Origin of the sequence: Pseudonocardia ammonioxydans, from assembly GCF_900115005.1 — a bacterium.
Lineage (GTDB): Bacteria > Actinomycetota > Actinomycetes > Mycobacteriales > Pseudonocardiaceae > Pseudonocardia > Pseudonocardia ammonioxydans.
Genome location: NZ_FOUY01000002.1, coordinates 130,929 through 149,611, shown reverse-complemented (window position 1 = coordinate 149,611; position 18,683 = coordinate 130,929). Strand labels below are relative to the sequence as shown.

Genomic DNA, 18,683 nt, shown 5'->3' with positions numbered 1-18,683 from the left:
CGGCCACCGACTCGGTGAAGGGGGTGTGCCTCGTGCGCGGTTGGGAGTGGTGAACCTCAGGCGCTGCGCGACGCCCGGTCGGTGGGGATCGCGCAGCGTTGCAGCAACGTCTCCAGCGGGAGGTCGAGCGCGGCCGCGAGCGCGGTGACCGTGAAGAACGCCGGGGTCGGCACCCGGCCGCTCTCGATCTTCCGCAGCGTCTCGACCGGGACGCCCGAGGCCGCTGCGACCTCGGTCATGGTCCGGTCGCCGCGGGCGTCGCGCAGCGTCGTGCCGAGCAGTCGTCCGCGTTCGCGGTCCTCGGGGGTCAGCGGCAGGCGCACCATGACCGTGATACTAATACCGGGATAACAATCCCGGAACACGGTGGTGGGCAACCATGATCGAACTGAAGACGGCCGCGGGGATCGCGGCGATGCGCGCGTCCGGGCGGGTCACCGCGCAGGCACTGGCCGCCGTGCGCGAGGCGGCGGTGCCCGGGGCGCGGCCCGTCGACCTCGACGAGATCGCCGCGAAGGTCGTCGCCGACGCGGGCGGCCGCGCGCTCTTCCTCGGCTACCGGCCGACCCCCGGTACCGGTCCCTTCCCGGGGGTGACCTGCATCAGCGTCAACGACGCCGTCGTACACGGGATCCCGGGCACCCGGCCGCTCGCCGACGGGGACCTGGTCAGCGTCGACTGCGGGACGGACCTGGACGGCTGGTGCAGCGACGCCGCGATCAGCTTCGTCGTGGGCACCGCCGACCCGGCGGACCGGGCACTGATCGGGACCACCACCGCGGCGCTCGAGGCCGGGATCGCCGCCGCCCGGCCCGGGGCGCGGATCGGGGACGTCGCGGCCGCGATCGGCCGGGTCGGACGGACGGCCGGTCACGGGATCCTCGCCGACCACGGCGGGCACGGCATCGGCCGCGCGATGCACGAGCCACCGTCGGTGCCGAACGAGGGCCGGCCGGGCCGGGGGATGGTGCTGCGCCCGGGCCTGGTGCTGGCGATCGAGCCGATGTTCCTGGCCGGCGGGTGCGACGGGTACCGGCCCGACCCCGACGGCTGGACGTTGCGGACCGCCGACGGGTCCCGCGCGGCGCACGTGGAGCACACCGTCGCCGTCACCGAGGACGGGCCGGTGGTGCTGACCCTCCCGTGAGCTGCGGCGAACCGCGAATGCGATTCAGCACACGCCCGTACGGCGGTGTCGCAAGCCACCCGAGCTGTAGGCCGTAAGGGTGACACCAACTACATGCGGTGGCCCTGACCAGGAGTGACGAGGTGTGTGCGGAGGCGCATGGAGATCACCCCCTAGGCGGGACGTGCGCTCCCGTGTTGCAGTTAGCCTCGCCTTAGCTGAGGCGTGCCGATGCAACGAAAGGACTGTGATGGCCATTCCCGCGAACGTGCACCCCCGCTCCGGTGAGGAGATCCTCGACGTGGTGGGAGTCGGGTTCGGGCCGTCCAACCTCGGCGTCGCGATCGCGCTCCTCGAGCACAACGCGTCCGTGCCCGCGTCGCACAGGATGACGGCGCGGTTCGTCGAACGCCAGGAGCGGTTCGGCTGGCACCGCGGGATGCTGCTCGAGGACGCCACGATGCAGGTCTCCTACCTCAAGGACCTGGTCACGCTGCGCAACCCGACCAGCGGGTTCTCCTTCCTGTCCTACCTGCACGACCGGGACCGGCTCGCCGACTTCATCAACTACGGCTCCAGTTTCCCGACCCGTCGCGAGTTCCACGACTACCTCGAGTGGGCCGCCGGGCGGGTCGTGGAGACCGGGGCCGCGGCCGGCGGCAACATCGGTGTGGACTACGGCCGCGAGGTCGTCGAGATCACCGCGGTGCCCGGGGACGACGGCACGGTCGAGGCGGTCGACGTCGTCGTCCGCGCCGGGGACCGGATCGAGCGGCTGCGTGCCCGCAACGTCGTCCTGGCCTGCGGGCTCACGCCGGCCCTGCCCGACGGCGTCGCGCTCGGCGGCCGCATCTGGCACAACCGTGACCTGCTGTTCCGCACCCGCGAGCTGGAGGGCACCGCACCCGCCCGGTTCGCCGTCGTGGGCGCCGGGCAGAGCGCCGCGGAGACCGTCGCGCACCTGCACCGCACGTTCCCCACGGCCGAGGTGCACGCGGTGTTCGCCCGGTACGGCTACAGCCCGGCCGACGACACCTCGTTCGCCAACCGGATCTTCGACCCGGCCGCGGTGGACGACTTCTTCACCGCCCCGGACGAGGTCAAGGAGCGGATCCTCGGCTACCACGCCAACACCAACTACTCGGTCGTCGACCCGGAGCTGATCGAGGAGCTGTACCGGACGCACTACCACGAGCGGGTCGCCGGCACCGAGCGCCTGCGGTTCCGCAACGTGTCCCGGGTGGCCGACGTCGTCGACGCCGGCAACCGGGTGGAGCTGGCCGTCGAGTCGCTGATCGACGGCTCCCGCGAGGTCATCACCGCCGACGCCGTCGTCTACGCCACGGGCTACCGCACGACCGACCCGCTGCCGCTGCTCGGCGACGGGCTCGACGTCGCCTGCGGACGCGACGGCCAGGGCCGACTCGACGTCCGACGCGACTACCGGGTCGGCACCGGCCCGCTCGCCGACGGCAGCCGGGTACGCGCCGGCATCTACCTGCAGGGGCCGACCGAGCACACGCACGGCATCACCTCGACCCTGCTGTCGAACATCGCCGTGCGCTCCGGGGAGATCGTCGCGTCGCTGACCGGGGCGCCGTCCCCGGCCACCGTCCCGGCCACGGCCACCGTCTGACCCCGCCCGTCCCGAACGCACCGAGCACGCCCCGAGGGAGAGCCATGTCCACCAATCCGTTCGACGACCCCGACGGCACCTTCTACGCACTGGTGAACGACGAGGGCCAGTACTCGCTGTGGCCGGCGTTCGCCGAGGTCCCGGCCGGCTGGACGGTCGAGCACGGCCCGGCCGACAAGGCGGCGTGCCTGGAGCACGTGGAGACGCACTGGACCGACCTGCGCCCGCGCAGCCTGCGGGAACGCACCGGCTCCTGAGCCCACGCCCGCGACCCGGCGGCCCCGTCGCCCGTACCGACCTCGTCCCCACAGGAGACCCCCGTCGTGACCCGCACGCTGTCGTCCCCGTCCGGCCCCCGCCCCGAGGAGGCGCCGGCGACCTGGCCGGAACTGTTCGCCGGGTGGGTCGCCGCGACCCCGGACGCGGTCGCGGTCGAGTGCCGTGCCCAGCGGCTCACCTACGCCGAGCTGGACGACCGGTCTGCCCGGCTGGCCACGGTGCTCGTCGAGCGGGGCGCGGGCCCGGAGACGCTGGTCGCGCTGGCCGTCCCGCGCGGAGTCGACCTGGTCGTCGCCCAGGTCGCGATCCTGCGGGCCGGGGCGGCGTACCTGCCGCTCGACCCGGACCAGCCGCCGTCCCGCACGGAGCTGGTGGTCGACGACGCCCGCCCGGCCGTGCTGCTCGGCACCCGGGAGACCGCCGCGCAGCTGCCGCTCCCGGCCGGGACGCCTGCGGTGCTGCTCGACGACGACGCCGGCGCGATCGCCGCGGCCGCGCCCGCGTCCGCGGTGGAGCTCGACGTCCGCTCCGCCGCCTACGTCATCCACACCTCGGGTTCCACCGGGCGGCCCAAGGGCGTCGTGGTGACGCACTCGGGCGTCGCGCAGCTGGTGGCGACGCAGTCCCACCGGCTCGGGGTCGGGCCCGACGACCGTGTCCTCGGGTTCGCCTCGACCGGCTTCGACGTCGCGTTCTGGGAACTGTGCATGGCGCTGCTGTCCGGCGGGCGGCTGGTCGTCGTGCCCGCGGAGCTGCGGCTGCCCGGCCCGGAGCTGGCCGGCTACGCCCGCGAGCACGCGGTGACGGTGATGGCGCTGCCGCCCGCCCTGCTCGCCGCGCTGCCCCCGGACGTCGACCTGCCGCGCGCGACCCTGCTCGCCGGCACCGAGCGCGTGTCGCCGGAGCTGGTCGCGCGCTGGGGCCGGGACCGGCGGATGGTCAACGCCTACGGCCCGACCGAGGCGACGGTCAACTCCACGCTGGGCGAGTGCGACCCGGCGCGGACCGGGCCGACCGTGCCGATCGGCGTCCCGGACCCGCAGACGACCGTGCACGTGCTGGGCCCGGACCTGGCGCCCGCGGACGAGGGCGAGCTCTACCTCGGCGGCCCCGGGCTCGCCCGCGGCTACCTGAACCGGCCCGGCCTGACCGCCGAGCGGTTCGTCGCCGACCCGTTCGGCGGGCCGGGGGAGCGGCTCTACCGCACCGGTGACCTGGTCCGCCGGGACCCGGACGGCGAGCTCGAGTTCCTCGGCCGGGCCGACGACCAGCTGAAGGTGCGCGGCTACCGGATCGAGCCGGGCGAGATCGAGTCGGTGCTGCGGGCGCACCCGCACGTCGCCGACGCCGTCGCCGGGCTGCACGAGCCGGCGCCGGGTGACCGGCGGCTGGCCGCCTGGGTCGTGCCGGCCACCGGTGGCACCGACGCCGCGGAGCGGGTGTCGAACTGGAAGGACGTCCACGAGCTGCTCTACGCGGCCACCTCCGCCGAGGACGGCGACCCGACCGGCTACGAGGGCGGCTTCGCGGGCTGGAACTCGACCTACGACGGCACCGCCATCCCGCGGGCGGACATGCGGGCCTGGCGCGACGCGACCGTCGAGCGGATCCGCGAGCTCGGCCCCGGCCGGGTGCTGGAGCTGGGCGTCGGCAACGGGCTGTTGCTGGCCGAGCTCGCCGCGGGCTGCCCGCGCTACGTCGGTACCGACGTCTCCGCCGAGGCCGTCGCCGCACTCGGCCGCTGGGTCGACGGGCGCCCCGAGCTGCAGGAGCGGGTCGAGCTGCACGCCCGCGCCGCCCACGAGCTCGACGACCTGGCCGGGCCGTTCGACACGATCGTGATCAACTCGGTGGCGCAGTACTTCCCCGGGCCGGAGTACCTGCTCGATGTGCTGCAGCGGTCCGCCGGGCTGCTCGCACCCGGCGGGGCGATCTTCGTCGGGGACGTCCGGCACGCCGGGCTGCTGCGGACCTTCCGGGCCGGGGTCGTCGCCACCCGCTCGCCGGCGGCGGACCCGGCCGAGCTGCGCCGGGCGCTCGACGGTGCGGTGGCCTGGGAGGGCGAGCTGCTCTGCCACCCGGACTTCTTCACCGGGCTCGACGGGTACGCGGGGCTCGACGGGTTCGACGGCGCCCTGATCCGGATCAAGCGCGCCACCGCCCACGACGAGCTGTCGCGCTACCGCTACGACGTCGTGCTGCGCCGTTCCGGTGCATCCGGGGCCGGCGGGGCTCCCGGGCCCGAACCGGTACGGCTCAGCTGGGCGGGGGCGGGCTCGAGCGCACACGGTCTGGCCGGCGCGATCCGTGGTGCGCTGGCCGACGGGCGTCCGGACGCACTGCGCGTGACCGGGGTGCCCGACCTGCGGTCCGCGGGCGACCGCGCGGCGCGCGCCCGGATCGACGGCGAACCCGAACCGGAGGCCGGCGCCGACCCCGAGGAGCTGCTGCGGCTCGGCGAGTCGCTCGGCTACACCGCGGCGGGGACCTGGGGCTCGGAGCCCACGGTCGAGCTGCTGTTCACCCGCCCCGGGGCGGGGTCCGAGCCGGCGGCGGCGCAGGAGGCCGTGTACCGGCCCACCGGGGCCGCGGAGCTAGTGCACCGCCCGGCCCCGTTCCGCGACGTCGACGTGCTCGTCGGCACGCTGCGCGAGCACCTGCGCGACCGGCTGCCCGACTGGATGGTGCCGGCCGCGGTCGTGCCGGTGCCGTCGATCCCGGTGCTGGCCAGCGGCAAGACCGACCGGGCGGCGCTGCCGGCGCCGGACCTGTCGGCGCAGGTCCGGGGTACGCGTCCGGGGACGCCGCGCGAGGAGTTGCTCTGCACGCTGGTCTCGGAGGTGCTCGGGGTGCCCGGCATCGGCACCGACGACGACTTCTTCGCCCTCGGCGGGGACTCGGTGCTGTCGATCCGGCTGGTCGTGCGGGCCCGGGAGGCCGGGCTGACGATCACGCCGCGGCAGGTCTTCACGCACCGGACCGTGCAGGAGCTGGCCGAGGTCGTCGGCACCCGGACCGTCCACACCGGAACGGACTGCTCGTCGTCCGTGACCGAACCGGACGATGAGGCCCACGCCGCGCTCGAGGTGCCCGGCGGTATCGCGTTCACCGGGCCGGTCTCGCCGCTGCAGGAGGGGTTCTTCTTCCACGCGGCGCTGGACCCCTCCGACACGTCCTACGTGGTGCAGGAGGTGCTCGATCTCCCATCCGATGTGGACTCCGATGCGCTGCGGGCGGCGGTCCAGGACCTGCTCGACCGGCACCCGCAGCTGCGTGCCGGGTTCGCCCAGCGTGCGGACGGCCGGGTGGTCCAGGCCGTCGCGGCGCGGGTGGAGCTGCCGTGGAGCGAGCACCACGTGGACGCCGCCGGAACCGCCGGGGGCAGCGCTGACGGCAGCATCGACGGGGGCAGCACCGATAGTGGCAGCGCCGACGGGAGCAGCGCCGACGGGAGCAGCACCGCCGGGGGGAGCGCCGCCGGAGGCAGTGCTGCCGCCGGCACCGACGGGGGCGCCGCCGTTCTCGACGCGGAGCGGGCACGGCCGTTCGACCTCGCCCGCCCGCCACTGCTGCGCGCGGCGCTGCTGCACGACCACGGCCGGGCCCGGCTCGCCCTGACCTTCCAGCACGCCGTGCTCGACGGCTGGTCGGTCGCGGTGCTGGTCGGTGAGCTGCAGCAGGCCTACGCCGAGCGCAGCCGGGGCCGGACCCCCGCCGACGACGGGCGCACGCAGCAGGCCGAGGCACGCCTGCGTGCCTGGTTCGACCACCTCGCCGCGCTCGACACCGGCCCGGCGCGGGCGGAGGCGCGCGAAGTGTGGGACGCGGAGCTGGCCGGTGCCGAGCCGGTGCGCCTGCTCGATTCACTGCCCGGCCCTGCCTTGCCCGGCACTGCCCAGTCCGACGCTGCCCTGTCCGACACCGCCCTGTCCGGCACCGAGCTGCCTGCTCCGGTTCCCCGCCCGCACGCGCGGCGCACGCTGACCCTCGACGCGGAGGCGACCGGCGCCCTCGACCGCGCGGCCCGGGCCCAGGGGGTCACCCCGTCCACGCTGCTGCACGCGGCGTGGGCGCTCACCGTCGGTGCGCTCACGGGCAACTGCGACGTGCTGGTCGGCAGCACGGTCTCCGGCCGCGACGCCGCCGTCGACGGGATCGCCGAGGCCGTCGGGCTGTTCGTCAACACCGTCCCGGTGCGGCTGCGCTGGGCTCCCGGGGAACCGCTGTCCGTGCCGCTGCGGCGCATGCAGGAGGGCCGCACGGCCGTCCTCGACCACCCGCAGGTGCGGCTCGCGGACCTGCAGCGCGACCGCGGGGAGCTGTTCGACTCGATCGTGGTCGTGGAGAACTTCCCGGCCGCCGCCGAGGGCGTGGTCGGGGACGTGGAGGTCCGCGACGCCGTCCACTACCCGCTGGCGCTGGTCGTCGGGACCGGCGCGGAGACGACCGTCGTCCTCAAGCACGACCTCGACCGGGTCGATGTGGAGACCGCTGCCCTGGTACTGGAGCTGTTCGGTGCCACCGTGCACGCGCTGGTCCACGAGCCGGCGCGCGCCACCGGGTCGCTCCCGTTGCGCGCCGGCGCCGAACCGGCGGCCGGACCGGTGCGCCCGCTCGACACCCGGACCCTGCCCGAGCGGATCACCGCGGGCCTCGCGCGCGATCCCGGGCGGACCGTCGTCGTCGCACCGGACGGTGAGCTCGCGGCCGCGGAGCTCGACCGGCGCTCGGCCGCCCTGGCCGGGGCGCTGCGCGAGCGGGGCGCCGGGCCGGGGACCGTGGTCGGGGTCGCGGTCCCGCGTTCGTGCGCGCTGATGGTCGCGCTGACCGGCGTGCTGCGCTCCGGGGCGGCCTACCTGCCGCTCGACCCCGAGCACCCGCCGGAGCGGCTGTCGTTCGTGGCGGCGGACGCGGGGGTGGACCTGGTGGTCGTTGCGGCACAGGGCGGTCCGGCAGAGGGCGCGTCGCCGCAGGATGTCCCGCTGCCCGGGCTCCCCGGTGTCACCCGGATCCCGGTGGAGGAGGCGGCGGCCGGGCCGGTGCCTGCGGAGCTGCCGCACCCGGACCCCGACGACGCCGCCTACCTGATCTACACCTCCGGCTCCACCGGGCGGCCCAAGGGCGTCGTCGTGAGCCACCGGGCCGTCGGCAACCGGCTCGACTGGATGCAGGACGCGTACCCGCTCGGCGCCGACGACCGGGTCCTGCAGAAGACCCCGGCCGGGTTCGACGTGTCGGTGTGGGAGTTCTTCTGGGCCCTCGCCGAGGGTGCCACCGTGGTGCTCGCGCGACCCGGCGGGCACCGCGACCCCGAGTACCTGGCCGCGACCGTGCGGGACGAGCGGATCACCACGCTCCACTTCGTCCCCTCCATGTTGGAGGGTTTCCTGGCCGCGGAGCAGGTCACCGCGGACGCGGGCTGGGCGCGGTCGTTGCGCCGTGTGTTCTGCTCCGGCGAGGCGCTGCCCGCCGCGGCCGCCCGGGACTGGCACGCGCTGACCGGGGTGCCGCTGCACAACCTGTACGGCCCGACCGAGGCCGCGGTCGACGTCACCGCGCACGCTGTCGCAGCGTCGCCTGTTGCCGACGGCGCGGACGGTCCCGGGAGCGGTGCGGGCGGCACCGTCCCGATCGGGACGCCGGTCTGGAACACCCGCACCCACGTGCTCGACGCGTGCCTGCGGCCGGTGCCCGACGGTGTCCCGGGCGAGCTCTACCTGGCCGGCGTGCAGCTGGCCCGCGGCTACCACGCCCGTCCGGACCTGACCGCCGACCGGTTCGTCGCCGACCCGTTCGGCGGGCCGGGGGAGCGGCTCTACCGCACCGGCGACGTGGTGCGCCGGACCGGCGCCGCGATCGAGTACCTGGGTCGCGACGACGGCCAGGTGAAGATCCGCGGGCAGCGGATCGAGCTCGGTGAGATCGAGGCCGCGCTGGGCGCCCTGGACGGGGTGGCCCGTGCCGCGGTCGTGATCCGCCGCGACGGCCCGGCCCCGACGCTGGTCGGGTACGTCGTGCCCCGGGCCGGCGGTGTCGAGGGCTGCGGTGTCGAGGGCTGCGGTGTTGAGGGCTGCGGTGTCGAGGGATCGGCACTGCGCGAGGCGCTGGCGGCGCGGCTGCCGGAGGCGATGGTGCCGGCGGCCGTCGTCGTCCTCGACGATCTCCCGCTGACCCCGAACGGCAAGCTCGACCGGGCGGCGCTGCCCGCGCCCGGGGCGACCGGCTCCGGCGCGTCCCGCGCACCGGCCACGCATGCCGAGCGGGTGCTGTGTGCGGCGTTCGCCGAGGTCCTGCAGCGCGACACGGTGTCCGCCGACGACGACTTCCTCGCCCTCGGCGGCGACTCGATCACCTCGATCGCGGTGTCGTCGCGGGCCCGCCGCGCCGGGCTCGACGTCGGCCCGGCCGACGTGCTCGCCGGGCGGACCCCGGCCGCGGTCGCCGGCCGGGCCGGGGAGGCCGCCGCGCCGATCCCGCCGTTGCCGGAACCGGACGCCGCGACGTGGGACCGGGTCCGGGCGGTCGCCGGCTCCGGCGTCGCCGAGATCTGGCCGCTCTCCCCGCTGCAGGAGGGCCTGTACTTCCACGCCACCCTCGACGGCGCCGAGCACGACGTCTACACCGTGCAGGAGACCGTCGACCTCGACCACGAGCTGGACCTCGACCGGTTCCGCGACGCCGTCGCGACCCTCATGGCCCACCATCCCGCGCTGTGCGCCGGGTTCACCGCCGACGGACTCGACGGCCCCGTCCAGTTCGTCCTGTCCGATCCCGCGCCGCCGGTCGAGGTGGTCGAGCTGGGCGTGGCCGGGGCGGACGTCGACACCGAGCGTGAGCGCGCCACCGCGGCCGACCGGGCCACCCCGCTCGACCCGGCGGCGCCGCCGCTGTTCCGGGTCACGGTGCTGCGCGGCGGCGGCCGGGACCGGGTGCTGATCCACCGCCACCTGCTGATCTGGGACGGCTGGTCGGCCTGGCTGGTCCTGCGCGGCCTGTTCGACACCTACGCCGGCGACACCCCGCCCGAGCCCGGCGGCAGCTACCGCGACCTGCTCGCCTGGCTCGCTGCCCGGGACCCTGAACCCGGCCGGGAGGCCTGGCGGACGGCGCTGGCCGGGCTCCAGGAGCCGACTCTCGCCGGGCCACCACCCGGCACCGCGCGGCACGAGGTGACCGAGACCCACAGCGAGCTCGACGCCGCCACTTCGGCCCGGCTGCGCGAGCTGGCCCGCGAGCGCGGGGTCACGCCGAGCACGGTCCTGACCACGGCGTGGGCGCTCGCGCTCGCCGCCGGGACCGGGCGGACCGACGTCGTGTTCGGCACCTCGGTCGCCGGGCGCCCGAGCGCCGTGCCCGACGTGGAGAACGTGGTCGGGCTGTTCCTCAACACCGTGCCCGCCCGGGTGGTGCTGCAGCCCGCCGAGAGCGGGGCCGACCTGCTGACCCGGGTCCAGGACGAGCGCCTGGCACTGCTGCCGCACGAGACCGTCGGGCTGGGGGAGATCCAGCGGCTGTCCGGGCACCGGACGCTGTTCGACACCCTGTTCGTCTACCGTCCGGAGGGCGGGGCGGAGCGGATCGCCGACCTCGGGGCCCGGCACGGCGTCACCGCCCTGCACAACGTCGACGCCACCCACTACCCGCTCACGTTCATCGTCACCCCGGGCGAGCGGTTCCGGATCACGTTGTCGCACACCGTCGGTGACGACGAGGCAGCGGCCTGGATCGGGCGTGTCGAACGTGCTGTGACCGCGCTGCTCGACGGGCCCGGTGACCCGGTCGCGGGCCAGGACCTGCGCTCGGAGGCCGAGCGGGCGGCGGTCGAGCGGTACCGCGACGGTGACCCGGTGGACCTCGCCGGCGACACGATCGCCGACCTGCTCGCCGAGCGAGCCGCCGTCGCCGCGGACGACCTCGCGCTGGTCTCGCACTCCACCCGGCTCAGCTACGCCGAGCTCGACGCGGCGGTCAACCGGACCGCGCGGCTGCTGCTCGCCCGCGGGGCCGGCCCGGAGACCGTCGTCGCCCTGGGGCTGCCGCGCTCGGCCGAGACCGTGATCGCGCTGTTCGCGGTGCTGCGCACCGGCGCGGCCTACCTCCCGCTCGAGCTGGACCACCCGGCGGCGCGTCTGGTCGAGACGATGCGCGACGCCGGCCCGGTCGCGCTGCTCACCACGTCCGACGTCGCGCCCACACTGGACGGTGCCGGGGTGGCGACGGTGGTGCTCGACGCCCCGGCCGTCACCGCGGAACGGTCCGCACTGGACCCCGGCCCGCTCACCGACGACGAGCTGGGCGGGTTCGCCCGCAGCAACCCGCGCCGGCTCGACCTGCCCGCCTACGTCATCTACACCTCCGGCTCGACCGGCAGGCCCAAGGGCGTCGTCACCCCCTACCGGGGCCTGACGAACATGCAGATCAACCACCGCCGGGAGATCTTCGATCCGGTCGTCGCCGACGTCCGTGCCCGGCGTGGCCCGCACGCGCGGCTGCGGGTGGCGCACACCGTGTCGTTCGCGTTCGACATGAGCTGGGAGGAGCTGCTCTGGCTCGTCGAGGGGCACGAGGTGCACGTCGCCGACGAGGAGCTGCGCCGCGACGCCGAACGCCTGGTCGCCTACTGCGACGAGCACGCCGTCGACGTCGTCAACGTGACCCCGACCTATGCCGCCGCGCTGCTCGACGCCGGGCTGCTCGCGCAGCGACCGATGCCGCTGGTGCTACTCGGCGGCGAGGCGGTGTCCGACGCGGTCTGGACGGCGCTGCGCGAGGCCGACGGCGTGCTGGGCTACAACCTGTACGGCCCGACCGAGTACACGATCAACACGCTCGGGGCGGGGACCGAGGACTCGGCCACCCCGACGGTGGGACGGCCGATCACCAACACCACGGCGCACGTGCTCGACGCCTGGCTGCGGCCGGTGCCCGACGGTGTCCCCGGTGAGCTCTACATCGCCGGTGACGGGCTCGCCCGCGGCTACCTCGGCCGGTACGGGCTGACCGCGGAGCGGTTCGTCGCCGATCCGCACCGGCCGGGTGGCCGCATGTACCGCACGGGGGACCTCGTGCGCCGCCGCATCGGGGAGGGCGGCCGGGGCGTGCTCGACTTCCTCGGCCGTACCGACGACCAGGTGAAGATCCGCGGGCACCGGGTCGAGCCCGGCGAGGTCGCCGCGGTGCTCGATGCGCACCCCGCGGTGGCGCGGGCCGCCGTGGTCGCCGACCGGTCCGGCCCGGGCGGGATCGCCCGGCTGGTCGGCTACGTCGTCGCGGCTGCGGCGGCATCGGCGGCCGTGCACCCGGAGCCGGGTGCCGACCTGCCGCGGGTGCTGCGGGACGACCTGCGCGAGCGGCTGCCCGACCATCTCGTCCCGGCGGCGATCGTGGTGGTCGAGGACCTGCCGCTCACCGTCAACGGCAAGCTCGACACCGGCGGCCTGCCGGCCCCGGACCTGGCTCCGGCCGGGCAGGGCCGCCCACCGGCGACCCCGGCGGAGGAGACCCTCTGCGGGCTCTTCGCCCAGGTCCTCGAGCTGCCGCGGGTCGGCCCGGAGGACGACTTCTTCGACCTCGGCGGGCACTCGCTGCTCGCCACCCGGCTGCTGACGCGGGCACGCACTGCGCTGGGCACCGACCTCGTGCTGCGCGACCTGTTCGCCGCCCCCACCCCGGAGCTCCTCGCGGCCCGGGCCGGTGTGGCCGCGCCGAGCACCGACCGGCCTGAGCTGGTCGCCCGCCCGGACCGCGGCGACCTGCTGCCGCTGTCCGGGGCGCAGGCCCGGCTGTGGCTGGTCTCCCGCGAGGGCGCGTCGGCGGCGTACAACTACCCGCTGATCCTGCGGCTGAGCGGGGAGCTCGACACCGGGGCGCTCGGTGCGGCGCTCGACGACGTCGTCACCCGGCACGAGGCGCTGCGCACGGTGATCGTCGAACCGGGCCCGCGGCAGCGGATCCTGCCCGCCGCGCGGGTGCCGTTCACGGTCGCCGAGCCCGCCACCCCGGAGGAGCTCGCCGCGCTGGTCGCGGCCGAGCTGGAGCGGCCGTTCGACCTCGCCCGCGAGATCCCGATCCGGGCGACCGTGGTGCCCGTGAGTGGTTTTCGTGGCCAGGACCGCGACAACCACTCACTCCTCCTCATGCTGCACCACATCGCCACCGACGAGTGGTCCGACCGGCCGCTGCTCGACGACCTCGCCACCGCCTACACCGCCCGCCTCGAGGGCCGGGCCCCCGGCTGGGCCCCGCTGCCGGTGCAGTACGGCGACCACACCCTCTGGCAGGCCGAGCTGCTCGGCGACCCGGCCGATCCGGGATCGCTCGCGGCACGCCGGCTCGACTGGTGGGAGGCGACCCTGGCCGGCGCGCCGGACGAGCTCGAGCTGCCCGCCGACCGGCCGCGTCCGCCGCGACCGACCCACGCCGGCGGGCTCGTCGAGCACCCGCTGCCCGACGACGTCCGTACCGGGCTGCACGCGCTGGGCCGCACGCACGGGGCCAGCCCGTTCCTGGTGCTGCACGCCGCGGTCGTGGCACTGCTGACCCGGCTCGGCGCGGGGACCGACCTGCCGCTCGGGGCGCCGGTCACCGGCCGCGCCGACGAGCGGCTGGAGGACCTGGTCGGGTTCTTCGTCGACACCGTCGTGCTGCGCACCGACACCTCCGGCGACCCGACCCCGGCCGAGCTCGTGGCCCGGGTGCGCGACGCCGACCTGGCCGCGTTCGCGCACGCCGACGTGCCGCACCAGGCCGTCGTCGAGCGGGTCAACCCGCCCCGCGAACCCGGGCGCAACCCGCTGTTCCAGGTGATGGTCGCCCACCACGCCCGGACCGCGGACACGCTGCCCGCGCTGCCCGGCGTGACGGTGACCGAGGAGCCGGTCGAGGCCCGCACCGCCAAGTTCGACCTGGTGTTCTCCTTCGCCGAGACCACCGGCGACGACGCCGGCCTCGCCCTGCACCTGGAGTACTCCGCGGAGCGGTTCGACCGGGCCACGGCGGCGTCGATCGCCGAGCGCTTCGCGGCGGTCGCGGCGGCGTTCGCGACGGAACCGGAGGTTCCCCTCGGCCGGATCGACGTGCTCGGGCCGGCCGGGCGCGCGGCACTGGCGGAGTCGGCGGGCGACCGGGACGGGGGCGGCGCCTTCGCCGGTCCACTGTCCGATGTGGTGTCCCGGCACGCGACGGCCGACCCGGACGCGATCGCCGTGACCGATGCGGACGGTGATCTGTCCTATGCAGAGCTCGACGGCCGGGCCGCGGCGGTCGCCGCGCACCTGGCCGCGTCCGGGATCGGGCGCCGGGACGTCGTCGCCGTCGCCGTCGGGCGCGACGCCGGCCTGGCCGCGACCGTGCTGGGTCTGTGGCGGCTCGGCGCGGTCTGGCTGCCGGTCGACCCCGCGCACCCGGCGGAGCGGCTGACCCACCTGCTCACCGACTCCGGCGCGGTGGCGCTGGTGGCCACCGATGCGGTGGCGGGCCGGATCCCGGCGGTCCCGGGCCTGCCCCGGCTGGCGCCGGACGGAGCGCCCGGGGAAAGCGTGCCGGAGCCGGTCGCTCTCGGACCGGACGACCCGGCGTACCTGATCTACACCTCCGGCTCGACCGGGCGGCCCAAGGGCGTGCTGGTGCCGCACGACGGCATCGGCGTGCTGACCGCGACGGCCGCCGGCCGGTTCGGCCTCGACGCCGGGTCGCGGGTGCTGCAGTTCGCCTCACCCGGCTTCGACGTCGTCGTGTTCGAGCTGGCCATGGCGCTGGGCTCGGGCGGGCGGCTGGTCGTGGCGCCGGAGGAGGTCCGCACCGCCGGACCGGAGCTGCCGGCGTTCCTGGCCCGGCACGGCGTCACGCATGCCGCGATCCCGCCCGCCCTGCTCGGGGCGTTGCCCGCCGGCACCGAGCTGCCGTCCGGGATGCACGTGCTGGTCGGCACCGAGGCGGTGCCGGCGGACCTGGTGCAGCGCTGGGCCGGCCGGGTGGCGCTGGTGGTCTGCTACGGGCTCACCGAGGCGAGCGTGAACTCCACGCTGTGGCGTGCCGAGCCCCTGCCCGACGGCCGGGTGCCGATCGGCAGCCCGGATCCCGGCACCGTCGTGCAGATCCTCGACGAGCGGCTGGCCCCGGTGCCCGACGGCGTCGCCGGCGAGATGTACGTCGGGGGCCGCGGCCTCGCACTCGGCTATCCGGGACGGGCCGCGACGACCGCGGAGCGCTTCGTCGCCGACCCCGCGGGCCCGCCCGGGGCACGGCTCTACCGCACCGGTGACCGGGTGCGCCGCCGGGACGGGCTCCTCGAGTTCCTCGGCCGCACCGACGACCAGCTGAAGATCCGCGGGCACCGGGTGGAACCGGGTGAGGTCGCCGCCGTCGTGTCCGCGCACCCCGCGGTGCGCCAGGCCGTCGTGGCCGCCCGGGGCGACCTGCTCGTCGCCTACGTCGTCCCCGAACCGGGCGGCGCGCCCGAGCCGGCCGGGCTGCGCGCGCACGCCGCGGAGCGGCTGCCCGCCGCCCTGGTGCCGGGTGCGGTCGTCGTGCTGGACGGCCCGTTGCCGCTCACCCCGAACGGCAAGATCGACCACCGGGCGCTGGACCGGCTCCCGCTGCCGGGCACCGGCTCGGGAGGGCCGGTCACCGCGGCCCAGCGCGAGCTCGCCGGGCTCGTCGGCGAGGTGCTCGGCGCTGCCGACGTGGGACCGGACGACGACTTCTTCGCCCTCGGCTGCCACTCGATGGCCGCGATGCGGCTGATCGGCCGGGTGCGGGCGCGGTTCGGCGCCGACCTGTCGGTCCGGGACGTCTTCGACGCCCCCACCGTCGCCGCGCTCGCCGACCTGCTCGCGCGCCGGCCCACCGACCGGCCGGAGCTGGTCGCCGGGCCACCGGCGGACCCGCGGGGCGAGCCGCTCGCGCCCGCACAGGTGTGGCGGTGGGCCCGGCACCGGGTCGATCCGCGCCCGGACCATGCGCTGGTGCTGCGGCCCGCCGAGCCCTACGACACCGCTGCGCTCGCCGCGGCCGTCGACGACGTCGTCGCCCGGCACGAGCCGCTGCGGTCGGTGTTCACCGGGCCCGGTCCGAGCGCGGACACCAGCTCCGCCGAGGGCCTGCGCCTCGTGCGCGACCACGGGCCCGGGCTGGTGGAGAGCACCCGCCCGGCCGCCGAGCTGGCCCGCGAGCCGTTCGACCTGACCGTCGAGCCGCCGTTCCGGGCGCTTCTCGCCGCGGGCGGCGAGCTGGTGCTGGTGCTGCACTACCTCGGGGTCGACGAGTGGTCGGTGGTGCCGCTGCTGCGCGACCTCGCCGCCGCCTACGCGGCCCGCCGGCAGGGCCGCACCCCGGAGTTCACCCCGCTGCCGGTGACCGCGACCGACCACGCCCGGTGGGCCCGGGCCCTCGCCGGCGTCGCGGACGACCCCGGCAGCGCGGGGCCCGACACCGCGGAGAGCCCCGGCACCGCGGGCAGCCCCGGCAGCGCGGGCGGGTCCGGTACTGCGGACGACCCCGCTACCGCGGACGGGTCGGGCAGCGCGGGCGGGTCCGCCACCGCAGGCGAGTCCGGTACTGCGGGCGGGTCCGGTACCGCGGACGGGTCCGGCAGCGCGGGCGGGTCCGGCACGGCCGGCGGGTCCGGCCCCGAACCGGACGGCCGCCACGCCCGCGCCGTGGCGTACTGGCAGGCCGCGCTCACCGGCGTCCCCGCACCCGTGGACCCGCCGGCACCGGGGACGGTGCCGGTGGCCGCGGAGACCGTCGTCACCGAGCTGGACCCCGCGCTGCGGGCCGAGGTGGAGGCACTGGCCCGCCGGGAGCGGGCGGGGCTGTTCACCGTCGTGCAGTCCGCGCTGGCGGTCGTGCTCGCCCGCCGCGGCGCGGCGGTGCCGGTGCCGACGGCGTCGTTCGTCGCGGGCCGGACCGAACCGGCGCTCACCGACCTGGTCGGCTCCGTCGCCGACGTCGCGATCCTGCCCGTCCGGCCGGGGCCCCGCGGCGTCGACGCGGAGCTGTTGCGCACCACCCGCGCCGACGACCTCGCCGGCTACGACCACGTGTCGATCGGTCTCGCCGCCGTCGCCCGCGCGGTGTGGGACGCCGACCCGGCCCGGGTCCGCCCGACGGTGCTGCTGGTCCCGCACGAGGACACCGGCCTGGCCGACGAGCAACGGGTGTTGGGCACACTGGACGCTCTGGACACCGGCGGTGCGACCGCCGACCTGACCGTGAGCGTCGCCGAACCGGAGGGGGACGGATCGATCGTGCTGGAGCTGACCCATCGGCTCGACGCCTGGACCGGAGACGAGGCCCGTGCACTGGCCGGCGAGCTGGTCGAGGAGCTGCGCGCGGCGGTGCGCCGGTGACCCGGGTGGTGCGCGCGAACGGTGCCGGACCGGCCGCGCTGGCCCCGCCCGGACCGGGTCCGGCCCTGCAGCAGGTCCTGCGCACGGCGCTCGACGACACCGGCTCCCGGCCCGTACCCGGTCCGCTGCTGGTGCCGCTGCCCGCGGCCGGGATGAGCGTGGTCGCCGACGTCGGACACGCCTCCGTGGTGGGTGAGCACCGCTTCGACCGGATCGCGCTGGGCACCACCGACGGGGCCCTCGACCGCGAGCCGGACGCGGAGGTCCTCGAGGCAGCGCTGCGCGGCGAGCTCGCCGCCCGGTCGGACGCGTCGTGGCCGGGTGGGGGAGCGCCCGCGCCCGCCGGCGCCTCCGGACCCGTGCTCGGCCCGGAGGCGCCGCGCGACCCGGTCGCTGCCGTCGACGCCGCGCTCGAGGTGCTGCGGACCGCCGACGACACGCATCACGCAGTGCCCGCCGACTCAGTGCTCAGCGACGCAGCAGTGCTCACCGACGCAGTGCTGGTCCGCGGTCTGCTCCCGCGGGTCGCGGCGGGCGAGCCGGGCGCCGCGACCGAGCAGGCCCGCCTCGCCGCGCTGACGGGGCGGCTCACGACCGCCCGCGACGCCGAACCACCGGGTCCGGTCCGCGACCTGCTGGACGGCTGGCTCACCGCGGGCCACCTGTGGTTCCGCCCCCGGCTGCACCCGGCGCCGTGGCTTCGGCGGCCGAACCCGCTGGTCCCCGAGCTGCCGCCGGTGCTCGCCGACCCGCCGCTGCCGCCGCGCGCCGGCCCGTTCGTCCTGCGGGCGGCCCGCCCGCACGGCCCCGACCTGCACACGGTCGCCGGCTGGATGCGCCGCCCCGAGGTGATCCGGTTCTTCGGCCAGCCCTGGCCGGACGAGCGCTGGGCCCGCGAGCTCGCCACCCACGGGCCCGGGTCGGGGACGGTCGCCGTCCTGGCCGAACGGGCCGACGACCCGGACGCCGGCCCGGTCGGCTACCTGGAGCTGTACCGGCCCGCGGCGCACGCCCTCGCCCGGTCGTTCCCGGTGACCCCGGACGACCTGGGCGTGCACGTGTGCGTCGGTGCCGAGCACCGCCGGGGGACCGGTGCGGCGCTGCTCGACGCGGTCGCCACCGCACTGGCCGGGGCGGATCCGGCCTGCCGGCGGGTGCTCGCCGAGCCCGACGCCCGCAACGCGGCCGCGCGGGGCGCGTTCCGCCGGGCCGGGTTCACCGAGGCCGGGCGGATCGCGCTCCCGCACAAGGACGCCGCGATCATGGTCCGCGACGTGCGCTGAGCAGCCGG

6 protein-coding genes are annotated in these 18,683 nt (G+C 76.5%); 5 read left to right on the top strand and 1 reads right to left on the bottom strand.

All coding sequences use genetic code 11. The features are described from left to right. Window positions 1-56: 56 nt before the first annotated feature. Window positions 57-326 (bottom strand): helix-turn-helix domain-containing protein, encoded by a 270-nt coding sequence (locus BM093_RS03205; protein ID WP_093336906.1) that lies wholly within the window; start codon window positions 324-326, stop codon window positions 57-59. 53 nt (window positions 327-379) lie between these two features. Between BM093_RS03205 and map the strand changes: the two genes are divergently transcribed. The 5 genes from map to BM093_RS03180 all read left to right on the top strand — a co-directional run bounded on the left by map (window position 380) and on the right by BM093_RS03180 (window position 18,675). Then, on the top strand, window positions 380-1,147 hold the full coding sequence (map, locus tag BM093_RS03200) for a type I methionyl aminopeptidase (protein ID WP_093336900.1): 768 nt from the start codon (window positions 380-382) through the stop codon (window positions 1,145-1,147). A 229-nt stretch (window positions 1,148-1,376) separates the two neighbouring features. Next, complete coding sequence (locus BM093_RS03195) at window positions 1,377-2,762, top strand: lysine N(6)-hydroxylase/L-ornithine N(5)-oxygenase family protein (RefSeq protein WP_093336896.1); 1,386 nt, start codon at window positions 1,377-1,379, stop codon at window positions 2,760-2,762. Between the two features lie 44 nt (window positions 2,763-2,806). Continuing rightward, window positions 2,807-3,019 (top strand): MbtH family protein, encoded by a 213-nt coding sequence (locus BM093_RS03190; protein ID WP_093336893.1) that lies wholly within the window; start codon window positions 2,807-2,809, stop codon window positions 3,017-3,019. A gap of 66 nt (window positions 3,020-3,085) precedes the next feature. Next, on the top strand, window positions 3,086-17,392 hold the full coding sequence (locus BM093_RS03185) for a non-ribosomal peptide synthetase (RefSeq protein WP_093336890.1): 14,307 nt from the start codon (window positions 3,086-3,088) through the stop codon (window positions 17,390-17,392). Next, entirely contained in the window at window positions 17,389-18,675 is a 1,287-nt protein-coding gene (locus BM093_RS03180; RefSeq protein WP_093336887.1) for a GNAT family N-acetyltransferase, read from the top strand. The genes BM093_RS03185 and BM093_RS03180 overlap by 4 nt, the downstream gene beginning before the upstream one ends. Window positions 18,676-18,683: the final 8 nt, after the last annotated feature.